Here is a 14,031-nt window from a genome sequence, read left to right on the forward strand (position 1 = left end):
CATGGCCTTTACAAGCATTGGCTATGACGGCACCGTCAATGAGCGCCAATGGGCAGAGCTCATCCCCAACGCAGGCGCCTGTGACTACGGCGTGAAGGGCGCGGGAGACCTCAAGGTCTCCGCAGTACCCGGGCAGCCCCTAATGCTCTCAGTGGCCGCAGGAACGGGCTGGGGCCATGGTGTCATCGACACGGCCACCACCAATACGACCATCACATGCGACACGATCAGCTCCGGCACTCGCTGGGACTTGATCGCTCTCCGCAGGAACTGGCAGCCACTCGCTGGCGGCCCCTCGTCCATCGTCAAGGTGACGGGCGCAACCACGAAGGCCATCCCGGCCAGCCGTAAGGCCGAGCCTGGCGTTGAGGACGACCAGCCGCTGGCACTCGTCCAGTGGACAGCTGGCCAGACGCAGCCCACGACCATCATTGACCTGCGAGTGTGGGCAGGCAACGGCGGCGCAGTGGCCAAGGATGACCTGGCACTGAGCTACCTCGCCAAGATCGGCGCCATGGTCACCATCGGCAACGTTCAGTGGCAGCACGTGCTCAAGGAAAACGACATGCCCGGCTGGGTGAATGTCGGCGGCGTAGTTGGCGACAGCGTTGCCCTCTCGCCCCACAGCCTCTACCGGCACATGGGCACATGGTTCGGACGAGCGGTCAAGAACGCGGGAATCTCCCGCTCAGGCCGCCGCGTCATGCTCGAGGGTGGCTTGGCCAACGACGTGGACATCTTCTACATCAAGGACACCGAGTACATCCTCGCAACCTTCGACCCGTCATATGCCCCGAAGCTCAAGGACGAGCCGCTGAAGCCGATTCTCGTGAATGCCTACCAGTGCAACATGGTGGCAACCACCACCGGCGAGCTTCGCATCAGCTTCCTTGTGAACGTCGGTTCTGCGTCAAGCAAGTTCGGCCCCGGCGCCATGGTGTTCCCCCTCGGCTCGATCGAGTGGAACTCATGAGCACCCAGCTGATCACCCCGAATCCCCACATCCCCTGCAAGCCAGGCTGGTGCCTGCAATACGTCCGCGAGGCGTATGGCATCTACCCGGGCGTTTATCCGAGCGCGACGGCCGGATGGGCCAATGCCCAGCACAAGCATCAGGACCACAACTTTCCCGACGCATGGGTCCCCTTGTGGTTCTTCATGAGGGACGAGCCCCTCGGGCACGTCGTGCTGCGGGCGCCTGACGGCTCGATCTTCTCGACGAGCGACCCGTCGACGGTGCCGCACCATCACCCGAATCTCGCAGACCTGATGGCGTACTACGCCCACTGGGGCTTGCCTCTCACGTATCTCGGCTGGTCTGAGGACATCGAGACCGTTCGTGTCGTGAATGCCAGCAGCTCTATCGAGTACGCCGGTGGCGCCACTCCCCCTCCCGCCCCGGTCTACACCGCTGACGAGCAGATTCTCGTCGACCTCGGACTATCGCTTCCGTAAGGACTTACCATGCCTGAACAACTCTCCAAGTCTCTGACCAACCAGCAAAAGCTGGACTTCCTGCCTGACGCCATCGTCACTGGTGGCGACACCATGAAGGACGGCAAGTCCTTGCAGACGCAGATCGCAGAAGCCCCCGAGGCGGCGCTCTGGCTGCCCCTTATCGACTGGGGCGACTACAAGACGTCGGTCCTCCAGCAGCTTGCGTACAACGCGCGGGCGGCCGCTCAGGGCAACTCTGAGCTAGTGGCCATCAGGTCCTTGCTGACGCAGGTCCTATCGCAAGTCACCAACGGAGTGCCGGTGGACATTGACTACGACCGCATCGCAGAGGACATCAAGGCCAACATGCCTGAGTTCGAAATCATCAAGAAGGAGGGCTAGACCATGGGCAACCATGTAGCAACCTCGACCTTCCTCGAGAAGATCGCCAGCACCCCCTGGCTGCGCACCCTCTGGCAGGGCTTCATTGTCGACGCGCTGGGTGCCATTGGCCTCGGCCTGCTGACGATCCTCGGAACCACCGACCCGACTGACCCGCTCTTCTGGACTCTGGCTGGCGCGCTTGTGGCCAAGTCGTTCGCTACTGCGATCGCCTCATGGTTCACGCGTCTCAAGAAGGACGCAGCCAAGCCCGAGGAGCTGACGAGTGACTGACTTTCCATTCGACATGCAGCTGGTCGTTGACCCGCTCAGCACGTCGAACGTAGTCGCCAACGGCCAGATTTACATCTACTCACCGGACGACACCAACAACACCACGCCCCTGGTCCTGACGGACCCGAATGGGCTGGCGCTCACCAACCCGCTGATGTCCAATTCCAACGGGTTCCTGCCGCCGTTCATGACGACACTGCCGCAGGTCAAGTGGGTGGGGGCCGGCTTCGTCGGCTTCTTCGACTCGTACCACGGACTCCGCAACGAGGCCGTCGACGCCAAGACCGCAGCGCAAAACGCCGCCAACTCGGCAGCCGAAGCAGCAACGCACGCACAGGCTCCCACTGACATTCAAGTGGACGCAGGAATCGCTCGCGCCAACCTCCCAGAGCAGGTCGCTCAGGTTGTGGCCCAAGATGGAACCGTCGCGTTTGCTGCTGCCACCGCCGTTGCGAACGCCGCAGCAAACGCGGACTTCATACTCGGCAACGACGAACGCATTCCGGCCCGCGCACCACTGGAGTCTGGCGGTTACCTGGCCGTTGAAGTGGATAAGGATTACCGAGTTTCCCGGGGTGTCATGCCTGACGGCACTCAGGAAATCCCGCGACTGAAGACCGCTCACGTTACCAGCTATAACTACCCCACCGACGATTACCTCAAGGCCACTGTCGACCCTGACGGCCGCGTGGCTGAAGACGCCCTTGGCCCAGATGGCAGGGTCCCGGCTTGGGTACTTGAGGCATGGCGCGCACGCATGGGCGGGGTAGTCACCCCGCCCATCGGCAAGGCCAAGGGGATTATCTGCCGGGGCGATTCCATTACGGCCGGCTCTGGCGGCGCGGGCACTTCCTACCCCATGGAGCTGGGCAGGCTGTATCCCACGATTCCCATTGCCAAGCGCGGGGCACCCGGGGAACAGTCCCAAGGCATCGCCCAGCGGCAAGGCTCCATCCCGCTATTGGTCACTGTCACTTCAGGAGTGATTCCCGCCAGCGGCTCAACCGCTGTAACCCTAAACGCCGTCCTGTTTGCCCAGAACGGCGGTACGGGTAACCCTGACTTTAATTTCATGATGGGATCAATCAACGGCATTCCGGGTCGGATCACCGGGACCACCTCGGCTTACGTCTTTACGCGGTCCTACGCCGGTGATGAGCACCCCACGGTGGGTGCGTTCCCATGGATGGACGACTGGGAGGCAGGGCACCGGGACTGGCATCAGATCATCATGACAGGCCGCAATAACAGCACCAGCGCATCCATGCTGGCCAGCGCCACGGCGGCCATGACCGGCTACCAAACCGGGGGTGATTACTTGGTGCTGTCCATCACCACGCGGGTGGATGAAACCTTGGGCACCTCTGGTCACACCGCGATCCTGGCGCGCAACGCCGAACTCGCCGCCACCTACGGGTCCCGATACTTTGACCTACGGGGATGGCTGATAGCCAACGGGCTTGCAGCCGTGGGCTTGACCCCAACAGCTGCGGACAGTACAGCAATAGCGGGGGACACTATCCCGCCAAGCCTGATGGACGCAGACCTAATCCACCCGAACGCTAATGGATACAAAGCCATCGCTGCCGGTGTTAAAACTAAGATCGACGCATTGGGATGGAAATAACCATGGACACCTTCATAACCCGCTATCCCGTTGCGTTCACCAACGCGGCCGCTAACCTTCCTCTCATCCGACCAGCCGCACCTTCGGCCGGCATCCCCGGGTATAGCTACCGATACATTCCGTCAAGGTCCGCACTAGGCCACGGTGCCGCCGTGGCATCCTTGACCAACGAAGCGACTGGCGGCGCCGCGTTGGCCCAAGCCGTGACTGGCGCTAGGCCGCTTCTCCAGCGAGTCGGGGACGAGGCGTGGATGAAGTTCGACGGTACGGACGACTTCATGAATGTCGGAACCATCGCCGCGACGGGAACTTTCACATTCGCCCTAGTTATGCGCGTCCGCTCCCAGTCTGACAAAACTTTGGTGAACCTGACTACAAGCGGGTCCCCTGTATCTCAGATGGTGGGCGGCGCCACCAAGCTTGACATTAGGTACGGTTCCACGATCTTGGCCGTACCATCCCCCACCCCGGCTGACGGGTCATGGCACTTCGCTATGGCGTCCCTCAATGGCGCTTCCTCGGTCATCACGATGGACGCCAAGACGGCATCGGGCACTGTTGGCGCTGCATCCGTCACCGGGCTGGCTCTAGGAAACTCCCTAGCTGGGGTTGGGTTCGCGGACTACGATGTGGCTGAATTGATTGCGTGGCCGACCGCGATGACAACAGCACAGGCGCAGACAGTACGCGCAGCCATGATCGCCAACCATCCGACCCTTTTGAGCTAGAAGGTCAGGGCTACCAGCGGTCTGCCCATGCCTGAACGTCACACTCCTGGCATGGCTCAAGGTTACTATGGGGGCAGTCAATGTCCATGCGGGCCTTAGCGATGTCCATTTCCATTTGCTGCCGAATGTAGGCCCAGGCCTTCGTAATGATCCGCATGTCCATCATCATAGGGCACCCTCAGGCCGGTTGAGCCCCTTCAAGTAGCAGAGCCCCTTCAGGGGCTCTGCTACTGCTGATCTGCCAGCTGCGCCTCAAGCTCACGCACTCTAGCCCTAAGCCTCTTGACCTCTTTGCGGAGGTTCTGCAACTCCTGCTCGTCCTCCTTCGCCCGGGCAGCTGGGCCGCGTGACGTATGAACATTAGCCTTCGGGTCGTATTCCATGGTCAGAGCCTACTGCTCGCTGACTCGAATCACGATCGCCCTGCAGTCCTCTGGAATGAGCGCCTTAGCCGCCTCCAGAGCGGCCTCGTAGCCTTGGCCAGCGGCGCTCACGTAGCCCAACTCGCTTTCGCCATTCTCGATGGTCAACGTAACTTCCATCCGGCCATCTTATTCGCTCGAAACTTTCCCAAGAAACGACAAAAGGGCCACCCGGCCACTGGAATCTCCAGCAACCGGGTGGCCTTTGTCATATCCGAAAGGAGGCCTCCATGGCCTCTCACTACCGAGGAACATGCTGATGCCAGAGTGGGCAACAGCCATCCTCGCACTTCTTACTGCGACCGGAGTCGGCGGCGTCATTGCCGCGCTCATCAACAAGCGTCCAACAAAGCTTGACCCCTTCTCGCAGATGCAGCTGATGGTTGCTGGCGTGCAGAAGGAGCGCGAGCTTGATCAGCGTGAACGGGAAGCCGACCGCGTGCGCATGGCTGCGCAGGACACTCGTATCGACGAGCTGTTCACGCAGCTGAGCCTGCACCGTACCTACGAGATCGAGCTCCTAGCGTGGGGAGCGGCCGGAGGGCCGCCTCCCCCCCCTAAGCGACCCGACGGCCTCAAGTAGGGTCCGTCGGGTGACGCGACTCTAGACTGCCTGGTAAGAGGGCACAAAAAAATGCGGCACCAGCTACTCGCGATGAGTAGCTGGTGCCGCATTTTTCGTTTAACAACTAGGCATCGTCGGGATGCTTGCTGGTGAAGAGGTTGGTGGGGTTGCCGAAGTTCAGCGCCTTCCAGCCGAGGATCAGCAGCAGGCACTGCCAGTAGGTCAGCTCGACGTTGAAGAGGTCATTGGCGACGCCAAGGAATGCTGCCCAGAGGAGCAGCGCGAACAGCGGGAGGGCGACAAAGAATGCGACCAGCGTGCCGGGTGCCGTCTCCTTGCGAGACGGGCGAACGATTGAAACGGGAGTGATGATCACTTGTTCTCCAATGCGTAGGACTCCACGACGGAGCCTGAGGGGATGCGGAATTCGTAGATGTACTTCGTGTCCAGCGGCCATGGCGAAATCCATGGGTTGCTGGCATCGACGACCTTGATGTTGACCGTGGCAGTTTCACTGCCCTCGTAGATGGTCGAGTCGCTGGCGTCGGATCGCTCAACTCGGATGGCGCCATCTTCGCTTTGCGTGATGTAGTTCAGGACTCGCTTGTCCTCGATGTAGCCGCCGCCGAGGAAGTAGGAGCGGCCCTCAAGGCCGCTTGCGTTGCCGAGCGCCCTTAGCTGCTGTGTCGATTCGCCGACCACCGCATGGTCGCGCTCTTGAATGAGCGCATAGCTGCCGGCCCAGAGCAGGAAGCCGATGAAGCCTCCGCCGACCAGCGCCAGCAGGCTCATGAGGATGGCACCGAATGGCCCGTCCCATAGCGTGCATACAAAAGTCGTGACAGCACCGGCGATGACGAGTGCGAGGAGAATCCAGAAGATCAACTCAGACCTCCTGGCTGGTTGCGAAATCTACGGACTCGGACTGCAGGCGCAGCCCGCTGTTCAGGCGGTGGCAGATGTTGTCCACGCCAAGCTCGGCGTTCTTGCGGTCAGCCTCTGACGTCTCCTTGAGGGCGTAGCGGTTGAAGACGGCCGCTGCCTGCTTGGGGGCGCTAGCACGTAGCAGCTCGAAGGCTTCGACCAGGTCAACGCGGGCGTCGACATCAGGCACTTCCTCCAGTGGCTCCCACGCGCAGGTCTCGAGGTAGGTGGCTACCAGCGACGGCGTGTAGATGAAGGTTCCGTTGGCGTACATGCTGTCGATGCGCGACCTCTCCGCGAAGCTGCGGGCTGCCCGTCGCATCAGCACGTAGACGAGCTTCTCGTCCTTGTCGCGGTATTCGGACCACTTCTTGAAGACGTGCTCCCAGATAGCCTGCTCAACGTCGCTCACGTCGTAGATGGTGGACTGGCGGTGCTCGCGGATAGCAATGCGGCGGGCCGTCTCGGAGTACAGCAGGTAGAAGTCTTCCTGCGAAATGGCCAAGTCTGTATCGGTGGTCAATGCCACCCCTCTCAAAAGAAAAGGAGCCCCGAAGGGCTCCTGCAAAAGTGGAAACGTTACGCAGCTAGGGCGTGCTGCTTTCGAAGCTTGAGCTTCAGGTGCTGATCGGCATTCCATTTAGAACGACATGCCCTGCACACTCGCCGGCGTTTCCCCTTGCCTTGCCATAGCGTGTTTTTGGGGGTCATCTCGTGGCCCTGAATGCAGTGAGACTTCAGCTTCTGCGTCCCCTTCGGAATGCGACGCAGATTGATTGAGCAAGTCACTGGCTCAAGATGCCCAGGGTTGCAGCACGCCCGATTGCGGCAAAGGTGATCTATCTGGAGACCCTCTGGAATTGGCCCCACAAGCGATAGCCACGCCACCCGGTGGGACACGTATGGCGTCCTGTCGATGCGCAACTGGCCGTAGCCGTTTGAGCGATAGCCGCACCACGACCAGCAGCCATTGAGCTCCATCTCAATCTTGGAGAAGAAGCGCCCTGCGGCGCCCGGGTGCGCTAATGGCGACCCGGGCAAGAAGTCATCGACTACGACTTCCACTAGAGGACGGTAAAGCCAGCGGGAGCACCATCTATGATGGTGAACACGAGGCCACCCGGCGCCCCGACTTCGCCAGTCTTGTGGCGCCACCAGGTCGACTCGGATTCCAGGGCGGGAACGCAAACACGTAGCCTGTCGCCCTTGCTGTCTAGAGAGAAGTGGTGCTGGTGGCCGTAGAGCATCAGCTTGGCGAGGCCAGCCTGCTGGCCGCCGAACGCCTGCCCCTTCCAGAAGTCCCATTCCTTGCCGATGCGGAACTGGTGGCCGTGGAGGTGGGTGACGATCTTGCCGCCGATCTCCAGCGTCACGTCCTGCTCGTCAGGACCGGGCACAAAGCATTCCACGTGCCCGTACTTGTCTGGGTTGAGTGTGATGGCATCGGAGACTGCAACCAGCGCGTCGATGGCCCACGAGTCGTCGGAGCGCGTGCTCACCGGGTGGCGCATGGCCTCGTCGTGGTTGCCGGGCACGCTGACTACCGTCAGCCTCTTGCAGTACGGTGCGTAGGCGTCGATGGCGTACAGCATGATGCGGCGAAGCAGACGAACCTGCTCCGTGATCGTGCCGTTGGTGCGCCAAGCGTTCTTGCCGCCCTGGCTCACGAAGCCCTCCACACAGTCCCCCAACCACGCTACGTGAACGTGTGCGAGGTGATCGTGCAACTGCAGATATTGAGCGACACCAGCGTCAATAGAGGCCAGCACGCGGCGAAGCGTGCCCTCGATTCCATCGCCGTCCATCTTGAAGAGCTGAAGGTCGCCAAGCCCATGGACCCACGCACCCTCAGTCGCCCGCTTCCCCTCAACGCGAACTCGCGGCGTGTTGACGACTGCCAGCAAATCTTCGATGTCAGGTCGCTCGGCTTCGCCGGCGCCCCTCGGTACCGCCGTGAACTTGAAGGCCTGGAACTGAGTCGGCCCAGTCTTCGTCTGGACGTCCCACTCGCTGTCGGTGACAGACGTTATGCGCCACTCTGCGGGGTCATAGCCACGGTCCTTGAGCAAGTTCTCGTGAGTCGCCTCAAAGTCGCTTGGCTTGGCTCCTGTGGCCGCCGTGAGCACGCCGTCCTTCTTGATGCTGCCAGCGCGGAACGCGCGTGGCATACCCTGCTCGGGTGTGATGAAGGCTGGCTGGTTTGTGGCCAGCAGCTCTTCCAGTGATTTCGTCATGCAGCCCTCTCGTAGTTGCTGACCCGATAGAGCATCGTGTCAAAGACGGATCGCGGCAGAGCCAGCGGCTCCTTGTTGATGGACGCCTTCTTGGCTATCGTCAGTCGGGAGCCATCGAACTCCCACAGCCCGCAGCCGGGTGGCACCTCGGAAGGATTGATCAGGCCAGCGGGCGTCGCGTAGATGAAGCGGCGCGTGTGTGCTTGCCAAGCTCGCCGCTTCTCGTGGGTGTCGCGCTTGAAGTCAGCGCGCGTCACTTTGATCTCGATGGCCGTGTAGCCAGCTGTCTCTCGCATGAGTGCGTCGATGCGTCGGACTGGCGGGGTGTTGTAGGGAGTCCAGCCATCCGGCAGCTCGTAGGCGACGGGCGCTCCGGTCTCAGCTAGATGCTTCCTCCACCATTCACCTCGAGGGCCAGTCATGCGCCAGAGGTTCATCTCCGCCTCGACTTGCGCGTCGCCGATGCTCACCTCTCGCACCACGGCTGCCTTTGGGTAGGTGGATCGAATGGCCGCCAGTATGTCAGCAGCCGTCAAAGGCTCACCTTGCCCCGCGCCAGCTTCTCTCGGAACAAGTGAACCTGCCTTCGGTCAATGTCATAGCCAAGGGCGCGGAGCGCCTTGGCGATCTTCTCGTGACCGTGGACAGCGACCGGCGCCTGGATGGCCTCGCGGAACGTGGCCTTGTTGCCAGGGCTTAGGCCGTCGTAAGCGGCCTCCACCTTGTCATAGCGGTCACTTGGCCTAATGTCGAGGAGTTGCTCAGTCATGCCACACCTTCCGAATCAGCCAGTTGAGCGCTTTGGTTGCACCGTGGATCAGCAAGCCAACCGCCAAGACGGCGTAGCCGAGGAGTGATAGGGCGTCAATCATGCGCACTCCTCAGCACAAAACTCAGTCCAGTGACCATGGCCTGCTGGGCACACGCCTAGTGCTTCGCGCATGCTTAGCACATCAAAGCCAATAGGGTTGTCAATGGCCATTGCCAGAACGTTCAGCGACATCTGCTCTGAGCGCCCGTCAATATCGCCCCATGAACCACGCAGGGCGCTTCCGTATTCACGGAGACAGCCTGCAACTTGCTTGTAGTTCATGCAGCCTCCAGCTCTTCGACGACAGCGTCAACCCGCTCTTGCAGCTGCTCCAGCGTGCCGTCATTCAGCACCTCGCGGTCCTCGCCGAGGTTGCCGTGCAGGGCTGCTGACGCATGCACCTCGCCGACGGGGCCGACGAGCGACGGGCGGACGATGTGCCAGGCTTCAGCAAGCTCGCCCTCGATGGGCTTGTCGAAGAGGTCAAGCACCTCATCCCTGACCGCCTGCACTTCATTGCCGAAGCGAGCGTCGGGGAATACGTAGCGCCCGCCGTCCTCCCGGCAGTTCCGCATGGCCTGACGCACCCAGAAGCCGTCATCTAACGAGCGGATGCCCTCGGTGCCAAGCTTCTCCAGCAGGCGGCGATACTCGGGGAACGTCTGCTTGATGACGTCTTCCGACTCATTTGCCAGAGCCTCGGAGAGGCGAACAAGCTCGCCATTGCGATACGGGTGAAAACCAAGGATCGGATCGGTGGCTTTCAGCGCCTGCTTCAGTGGAGCTGCGAAGCTGATCTTGGTGAAGTTATGCCGTTCGACCAGGCGGTCGGCGACGGAATCCTTGCCGCTCCTGGCCGCCCCGGTTAGCGCTAGAAGAATCACTCAGTTACCTCCCAGATAGTAAGAATCGAGCGACCCAGTTCAGGGCTGCGCTCGATTCGCTGCATGATAGTGCCGCCCTCAAGGTCGACTCCGAAGAAGCCAGCAAGCCCCGTAAGCTGCTTGTAGCTCTCGCGAAGCAGGTCATGGACCTGACTTACGCTGGCTTCCAGCGGGACCTCCTGGCGGTGATAGATGGGCTCGCGGCGGCTCATTCAGCGGCCCCGACAAACTCGCGAATCTTGGTGGCCTGCAGGCGGTTCTGGAATGCCTGCTGCTCGGCAGCGTCGCTGATCTCCAAGAGGCGAGCGGCTTCTTCCTCTGCCTCGTTGCGAACTTCCGTCAGCTCATTGGCTGCGCGGTCAAGGTCGCCCGCTGCCAGCTGGAAGATTGACAAGGCGCTTGCTGCGGTAGCTGCTGCTGCGTTCGACCGCTCTTCGAGGGTCGGAGCTGCTGCGGTGATGGTGGAAGACTTCTTGAATACGCTCATTTTGCGATGTCCCATCTGATTTCAAATGCTTCGATGTCGTGGTTGTAGACGGCGGTCAGAATGCCCTGCCGTAGATCGGTCTCGCCGCTGTCCATAATTGCGGCGTCAAGTACTGCCGTAACGCCCTGCAGTAGCGCCGTCTTGGCGGCCCTGCGTGGGGTCTTTGGCGGCAGGATAATGTTGCGGCGGACTGTTGCCGCCTCAGCTCGGAATGCAGCCATGAGGCCGCCTCTCAGTCGTTGTTGTGCTTGTCGACACCGAAGTGTTCGCGCAGGCCCGCAGGGCCTAGCTCGACTAGCGCGCTATTCACGTCGTGGCCCTTGGGGGCGAGGATGATCTTCACTTCCTCCAGCTGTTCGGCGATCATCTCGCCGAACGCCAGACCTTGGCCCTTGTCATCGTTGTCAGCCATCACGATGATGCGGCTGAAGCCGCTCAACATGTTTCTCATGTACGGAGCCCATGACTGGACCCCGGGGATGCCAATGGCGGGGATTCCGCACTGGGTTGCGGCCATCGTGTCGCAGTTGCCCGTGACGGAGATGTGCCCTTCCTGGCGGACCAAGAAGGCCCCGGATGGCACCGTCAAGCAAAAAACGCGCCCCTCGAAAGGTTCGCGTTTTTGCTTCTTCGCCAGCCCCTGCCAGCTCGATGTCTGCTTGCCATGCAAGATGGACACCTTGTACCATTTGCCCCACTCATTGGCGCGCTCAATGATCGAAGAGCAGCGTCCAGACGTATGGGCCATGGTCTGCATCCACTTAGCGTCCTCGTAGCTCTTGCTGGAAAACTCGGTCTGCTTGCGCTTGGGAACGGAGTTCCCATCCCAGAGCACCATCTCCTCAAGGATTAGCTCACGCTGAGCGCTCGTGGCCTGCGCAATCCACTCCACCGGAAGGCGCTTGAACACCGGCAGATCGCGGGGAATGTGGAAGCAAATTGACCTAGCTTCATCACCTTCTGCCGAGTTGAGAGGGTTGTTGGAAATTTCGATACCCAACGAGGCTGCAAGCTTCTCAAGCCTCTCGACTTTCCGAGCCTTCGTTATGCCGGCGCGTACATACTTGGCGCCGTTCTTGCGAGTGTCAATCGTAAAATCGGCCGCAATAGCTAGCAGCAGGCGAATCTCATCATCAAGCAGTGGAATCCCGGGGCCATCCAACATGCCGACCCTTGGAATCAGCCCCGACGCCTTCGGGGCGTCGGCCGTGGTGAATGCCAAGTTGCCCGACCGCTCATTGATCTGAGGCATGCGATGCCCGGGTGTGGTTACGCTGGTGTAGCCCTTGGTGCGATAGGCGATCAGGTCGCCAGCGTAAGGCTTCTCAACCTTTGCAGTGGGCGACACCATGAGGAGCTGGCCCGTCTCGTCCCATTGGGCAACCTGCTCTCCATCCCATTCATCAAGGCAAATCCACCCCTTCGAGGTGAGTACTTCTGCGGAGCCGGGCAGGCATTCCCCTTCCGCAATCGCAATCCAATGCCCCGGGTCAAGCAGCGCGTTGGTGTTGAAGACGCGAGTCTTGGTTCCCTTCGGTGAAAAATATTTCATCGGAGCATCGCTCTCAGGCGGACGCCTGAAGCGCATGGACAGCACGCCCGTTGGGCTGAGGTACGGAATGCTGATAAAGCCACGCACCGTCTCGTTAGTCGGAGATACGTCGGACCCCAGCACGACGCCGAGCCGGAAGCGCTCTATCGTCTCGCGGCTGAGCTTGCGAGTCTCCGTCAAATAGCGATAGTGCTCGGACCCTTCGGGGCTGAGTAGTTGCTTGTGATACTCCGCTGCCGTTCCAGCCAGGAGAGATTTCTCCAGCTCTGACGGTGGCGTCAATATAGCCAATGCCTTCTCGTTTCATAATCAGAGCCAGCCCGTCGCCCTTCATGTCACAGGCGTGGCAGACGTAGGCCTCGAGCTGCTCGCTGAATGACGCGGAGGCTTGCGAGTCTCCGTGAAAATTGCAGCGCACTGCTATCCAGCCGCGATGGCCATTCGGCAGGTTGTGGAACCCGTAGTAGGTGAGGACGTCACGAATCGGGACCGGCACTCGCTCCGTCTTTTGCTGCTGATTGAAGATTGAGATTGCGCCGCTCCTTTCTCTCAGTCATGAACTCGCCAACACAAAGCGGCCACGTCTGAAGGGACATGGCCGCCAGGTGGAGGAACTCTTCGAGGCGTTCCGCCTCATGAGCGGTCAGCGTCAGCTGAACCGCTCCAGTGGAATCGATGTCGTACTGCACTAGCAGACGGCTAGCTTGTTGAATGCGGGCCACAGCTTTACGACCGCGCCTGGCCAGTGAGGCCCGGGGGCGTCTATGTCGCCCACCATGTAGCGCCCGATGATGCGCAGCCATTCGGCATCAACCTCGTCGTCATGCGAGTTGTCGATGCCCGAGTACTCCAGCCACGCTTGGCGCATCTGGGCCTTGTCGGCGCGTCCATTGTCGGTTGCGGCCTTCTTTAGCGTTGCCGCGCTGACCAGCAGATAGGGGACGCCGTGATCCTGCAGCAATTCGCGAATGACGCCTTGCACCTGGCCCGTGATGCCAGCCCCCATGGCGTTCTTTGGCAGGTCTTCCATGACAACAAGGTCATGCTTGTGGCCATCTATGACATCGGCCCATACACTGGTGCGAATCTTCACCAGCCGGTAGTCACCGTCGGCAGGCTTCTGCTTCAGCGTCACCGTGCTGCCGTCAGCCAGCGCCAGCCCCGTCGCATTCAGTGACGGGTCAATGCCAGCAACCCTCATCGCAGCACCACATCCCCGATGCCATCAAAGTTGTCGTAATGGCGCTGCATCTGGGCCAGAGCCTCGCGCTTCGTCTTGCCCTGCGCTCGGTACTCGCACCAAAGGCAGCTCAGCGTGTAGCCAAAGAATTGCGAATACGCCTCACCGGTGTCCATGACCGCGTCAAGGTGCTGCGCGGCCTCCTCGGTGGGTTCATTGCTCATTCAGACACCTCGGCAGTCGCCTTCCACTGCTCCTGGTCGATCAGCGAGCGGCTCTCCAGCTCGCGGACAACTCGCAGCGCATAGTCCCTGAACGCGAACGCATTCTCGCGAGTCTGTGGAGTGCGGGAAGCAAGCGCGTAGTTGGCTATGTCAACCAACGCCATCAAAGTTGCGGCGTCGTACTCGATCTTCACGAGCCGCTGAGGCGGCTCACTCTCGAAGTCGACAATCCATTCAACGCCGCCAATTTCTTGCGGCTCCTGCAAATCTGCAGTCACTTG

26 protein-coding genes and 1 pseudogene are annotated in these 14,031 nt (G+C 60.9%); 7 read left to right on the forward strand and 20 right to left on the reverse strand.

The annotated features are described in order from the left end of the window. Position 1: 1 nt before the first annotated feature. Genes J7I86_RS19295 through J7I86_RS19320 form a run of 6 tightly spaced genes read left to right on the forward strand, consistent with a single transcriptional unit; the run spans position 2 to position 4,467 of the window. Positions 2-973, forward strand: coding sequence for a hypothetical protein (locus tag J7I86_RS19295; RefSeq protein WP_214822484.1), 972 nt, complete (start codon positions 2-4; stop codon positions 971-973). Next, the gene (locus tag J7I86_RS19300; protein WP_214822485.1) at positions 970-1,455 is read left to right on the forward strand and encodes a hypothetical protein; all 486 of its coding nucleotides are present in this window, start codon (positions 970-972) and stop codon (positions 1,453-1,455) included. The genes J7I86_RS19295 and J7I86_RS19300 overlap by 4 nt, the downstream gene beginning before the upstream one ends. 9 nt (positions 1,456-1,464) lie before the next feature. Further along, on the forward strand, positions 1,465-1,839 hold the full coding sequence (locus J7I86_RS19305) for a hypothetical protein (protein WP_214822486.1): 375 nt from the start codon (positions 1,465-1,467) through the stop codon (positions 1,837-1,839). A 3-nt stretch (positions 1,840-1,842) separates the two neighbouring features. Next, positions 1,843-2,112: a hypothetical protein gene (locus tag J7I86_RS19310; protein WP_214822487.1), complete on the forward strand. Its 270-nt coding sequence runs from the start codon at positions 1,843-1,845 to the stop codon at positions 2,110-2,112. After that, complete coding sequence (locus J7I86_RS19315) at positions 2,105-3,739, forward strand: hypothetical protein (RefSeq protein WP_214822488.1); 1,635 nt, start codon at positions 2,105-2,107, stop codon at positions 3,737-3,739. Before J7I86_RS19310 ends, J7I86_RS19315 begins: the two co-directional genes overlap by 8 nt. A 2-nt stretch (positions 3,740-3,741) precedes the next feature. Further along, complete coding sequence (locus J7I86_RS19320) at positions 3,742-4,467, forward strand: hypothetical protein (RefSeq protein WP_214822489.1); 726 nt, start codon at positions 3,742-3,744, stop codon at positions 4,465-4,467. Between the two features lie 227 nt (positions 4,468-4,694). Here J7I86_RS19320 and J7I86_RS19325 read toward each other — a convergent pair whose 3' ends face one another. Both J7I86_RS19325 and J7I86_RS19330 read right to left on the reverse strand, forming a co-directional pair. Then, positions 4,695-4,850, reverse strand: a complete 156-nt coding sequence (locus tag J7I86_RS19325; protein ID WP_214822490.1) for a hypothetical protein — start codon at positions 4,848-4,850, stop codon at positions 4,695-4,697. 9 nt (positions 4,851-4,859) lie between these two features. Then, positions 4,860-5,009 carry a hypothetical protein gene (locus J7I86_RS19330; protein WP_214822491.1) on the reverse strand — a complete coding sequence of 50 codons (150 nt, stop codon included), beginning with the start codon at positions 5,007-5,009 and terminating at the stop codon, positions 4,860-4,862. Positions 5,010-5,148: 139 nt separating this feature from the next. Between J7I86_RS19330 and J7I86_RS19335 the strand changes: the two genes are divergently transcribed. After that, positions 5,149-5,472, forward strand: a complete 324-nt coding sequence (locus J7I86_RS19335) for a hypothetical protein (protein ID WP_214822492.1) — start codon at positions 5,149-5,151, stop codon at positions 5,470-5,472. A gap of 106 nt (positions 5,473-5,578) precedes the next feature. On the opposite strand, the gene J7I86_RS19340 is transcribed toward J7I86_RS19335, so the two are convergent. The 18 genes and pseudogenes from J7I86_RS19340 to J7I86_RS19425 form a co-directional block, all read right to left on the reverse strand. After that, a complete protein-coding gene (locus J7I86_RS19340) occupies positions 5,579-5,830 on the reverse strand; it encodes a hypothetical protein (protein ID WP_214822493.1) in 252 nt (83 codons plus the stop codon). After that, positions 5,827-6,339, reverse strand: coding sequence for a hypothetical protein (locus J7I86_RS19345; protein WP_214822494.1), 513 nt, complete (start codon positions 6,337-6,339; stop codon positions 5,827-5,829). Before J7I86_RS19345 ends, J7I86_RS19340 begins: the two co-directional genes overlap by 4 nt. Before the next feature lies 1 nt (position 6,340). Next, complete coding sequence (locus J7I86_RS19350) at positions 6,341-6,901, reverse strand: hypothetical protein (RefSeq protein ID WP_214822495.1); 561 nt, start codon at positions 6,899-6,901, stop codon at positions 6,341-6,343. Positions 6,902-6,957: 56 nt separating this feature from the next. Then, entirely contained in the window at positions 6,958-7,359 is a 402-nt protein-coding gene (locus J7I86_RS23350) for an HNH endonuclease signature motif containing protein (RefSeq protein WP_396019924.1), read from the reverse strand. Between the two features lie 83 nt (positions 7,360-7,442). Continuing rightward, positions 7,443-8,612, reverse strand: a complete 1,170-nt coding sequence (locus tag J7I86_RS19360; protein ID WP_214822497.1) for a hypothetical protein — start codon at positions 8,610-8,612, stop codon at positions 7,443-7,445. Continuing rightward, on the reverse strand, positions 8,609-9,034 hold the full coding sequence (locus tag J7I86_RS19365; RefSeq protein WP_214822498.1) for a hypothetical protein: 426 nt from the start codon (positions 9,032-9,034) through the stop codon (positions 8,609-8,611). Before J7I86_RS19365 ends, J7I86_RS19360 begins: the two co-directional genes overlap by 4 nt. 110 nt (positions 9,035-9,144) lie before the next feature. Then, positions 9,145-9,381 (reverse strand): hypothetical protein, encoded by a 237-nt coding sequence (locus J7I86_RS19370; RefSeq protein ID WP_214822499.1) that lies wholly within the window; start codon positions 9,379-9,381, stop codon positions 9,145-9,147. 99 nt (positions 9,382-9,480) lie between these two features. Beyond that, a complete protein-coding gene (locus J7I86_RS19375) occupies positions 9,481-9,705 on the reverse strand; it encodes a hypothetical protein (protein ID WP_214822500.1) in 225 nt (74 codons plus the stop codon). Further along, positions 9,702-10,307 carry a hypothetical protein gene (locus J7I86_RS19380; protein ID WP_214822501.1) on the reverse strand — a complete coding sequence of 202 codons (606 nt, stop codon included), beginning with the start codon at positions 10,305-10,307 and terminating at the stop codon, positions 9,702-9,704. The genes J7I86_RS19375 and J7I86_RS19380 overlap by 4 nt, the downstream gene beginning before the upstream one ends. After that, positions 10,304-10,519, reverse strand: a complete 216-nt coding sequence (locus J7I86_RS19385; RefSeq protein WP_214822502.1) for a hypothetical protein — start codon at positions 10,517-10,519, stop codon at positions 10,304-10,306. The genes J7I86_RS19380 and J7I86_RS19385 overlap by 4 nt, the downstream gene beginning before the upstream one ends. Continuing rightward, on the reverse strand, positions 10,516-10,794 hold the full coding sequence (locus J7I86_RS19390) for a hypothetical protein (RefSeq protein WP_214822503.1): 279 nt from the start codon (positions 10,792-10,794) through the stop codon (positions 10,516-10,518). The genes J7I86_RS19385 and J7I86_RS19390 overlap by 4 nt, the downstream gene beginning before the upstream one ends. Further along, a complete protein-coding gene (locus J7I86_RS19395; RefSeq protein ID WP_214822504.1) occupies positions 10,791-11,015 on the reverse strand; it encodes a hypothetical protein in 225 nt (74 codons plus the stop codon). Before J7I86_RS19395 ends, J7I86_RS19390 begins: the two co-directional genes overlap by 4 nt. An 11-nt stretch (positions 11,016-11,026) precedes the next feature. Then, complete coding sequence (locus J7I86_RS19400) at positions 11,027-12,628, reverse strand: hypothetical protein (protein WP_286180025.1); 1,602 nt, start codon at positions 12,626-12,628, stop codon at positions 11,027-11,029. 43 nt (positions 12,629-12,671) lie between these two features. Beyond that, positions 12,672-12,842 (reverse strand): annotated as a pseudogene (locus J7I86_RS23355) (hypothetical protein); the annotation flags it as partial. Beyond that, entirely contained in the window at positions 12,823-13,035 is a 213-nt protein-coding gene (locus tag J7I86_RS19410; RefSeq protein ID WP_214822507.1) for a hypothetical protein, read from the reverse strand. The pseudogene J7I86_RS23355 and the gene J7I86_RS19410, both read right to left, overlap by 20 nt. Further along, entirely contained in the window at positions 13,035-13,547 is a 513-nt protein-coding gene (locus J7I86_RS19415; protein WP_214822508.1) for a crossover junction endodeoxyribonuclease RuvC, read from the reverse strand. Before J7I86_RS19415 ends, J7I86_RS19410 begins: the two co-directional genes overlap by 1 nt. Further along, positions 13,544-13,750, reverse strand: coding sequence for a hypothetical protein (locus J7I86_RS19420; RefSeq protein ID WP_214822509.1), 207 nt, complete (start codon positions 13,748-13,750; stop codon positions 13,544-13,546). The genes J7I86_RS19415 and J7I86_RS19420 overlap by 4 nt, the downstream gene beginning before the upstream one ends. Further along, on the reverse strand, positions 13,747-14,028 hold the full coding sequence (locus J7I86_RS19425; RefSeq protein WP_214822510.1) for a hypothetical protein: 282 nt from the start codon (positions 14,026-14,028) through the stop codon (positions 13,747-13,749). The genes J7I86_RS19420 and J7I86_RS19425 overlap by 4 nt, the downstream gene beginning before the upstream one ends. Positions 14,029-14,031 lie beyond the last annotated feature (3 nt).

Origin of the sequence: Arthrobacter sp. ISL-95, assembly GCF_018613695.1 — a bacterium.
Taxonomy (GTDB): domain Bacteria; phylum Actinomycetota; class Actinomycetes; order Actinomycetales; family Micrococcaceae; genus Arthrobacter.

Coding starts and splice junctions, on each gene's coding strand:
- J7I86_RS19360 (WP_214822497.1), bottom strand. CDS start 8,612: ATGACGAAATCACTGGAAGAGCTGCTGGCCACAAACCAGCCAGCCTTC.
- J7I86_RS19320 (WP_214822489.1), top strand. CDS start 3,742: ATGGACACCTTCATAACCCGCTATCCCGTTGCGTTCACCAACGCGGCC.
- J7I86_RS19365 (WP_214822498.1), bottom strand. CDS start 9,034: ATGACTGGCCCTCGAGGTGAATGGTGGAGGAAGCATCTAGCTGAGACC.
- J7I86_RS19295 (WP_214822484.1), top strand. CDS start 2: ATGGCCTTTACAAGCATTGGCTATGACGGCACCGTCAATGAGCGCCAA.
- J7I86_RS19330 (WP_214822491.1), bottom strand. CDS start 5,009: ATGGAAGTTACGTTGACCATCGAGAATGGCGAAAGCGAGTTGGGCTAC.
- J7I86_RS19305 (WP_214822486.1), top strand. CDS start 1,465: ATGCCTGAACAACTCTCCAAGTCTCTGACCAACCAGCAAAAGCTGGAC.
- J7I86_RS19310 (WP_214822487.1), top strand. CDS start 1,843: ATGGGCAACCATGTAGCAACCTCGACCTTCCTCGAGAAGATCGCCAGC.
- J7I86_RS19420 (WP_214822509.1), bottom strand. CDS start 13,750: ATGAGCAATGAACCCACCGAGGAGGCCGCGCAGCACCTTGACGCGGTC.
- J7I86_RS19415 (WP_214822508.1), bottom strand. CDS start 13,547: ATGAGGGTTGCTGGCATTGACCCGTCACTGAATGCGACGGGGCTGGCG.
- J7I86_RS19395 (WP_214822504.1), bottom strand. CDS start 11,015: ATGGCTGCATTCCGAGCTGAGGCGGCAACAGTCCGCCGCAACATTATC.
- J7I86_RS19385 (WP_214822502.1), bottom strand. CDS start 10,519: ATGAGCCGCCGCGAGCCCATCTATCACCGCCAGGAGGTCCCGCTGGAA.
- J7I86_RS19300 (WP_214822485.1), top strand. CDS start 970: ATGAGCACCCAGCTGATCACCCCGAATCCCCACATCCCCTGCAAGCCA.
- J7I86_RS23350 (WP_396019924.1), bottom strand. CDS start 7,359: ATGGAGCTCAATGGCTGCTGGTCGTGGTGCGGCTATCGCTCAAACGGC.
- J7I86_RS19335 (WP_214822492.1), top strand. CDS start 5,149: ATGCCAGAGTGGGCAACAGCCATCCTCGCACTTCTTACTGCGACCGGA.
- J7I86_RS19370 (WP_214822499.1), bottom strand. CDS start 9,381: ATGACTGAGCAACTCCTCGACATTAGGCCAAGTGACCGCTATGACAAG.
- J7I86_RS19375 (WP_214822500.1), bottom strand. CDS start 9,705: ATGAACTACAAGCAAGTTGCAGGCTGTCTCCGTGAATACGGAAGCGCC.
- J7I86_RS19390 (WP_214822503.1), bottom strand. CDS start 10,794: ATGAGCGTATTCAAGAAGTCTTCCACCATCACCGCAGCAGCTCCGACC.
- J7I86_RS19325 (WP_214822490.1), bottom strand. CDS start 4,850: ATGGAATACGACCCGAAGGCTAATGTTCATACGTCACGCGGCCCAGCT.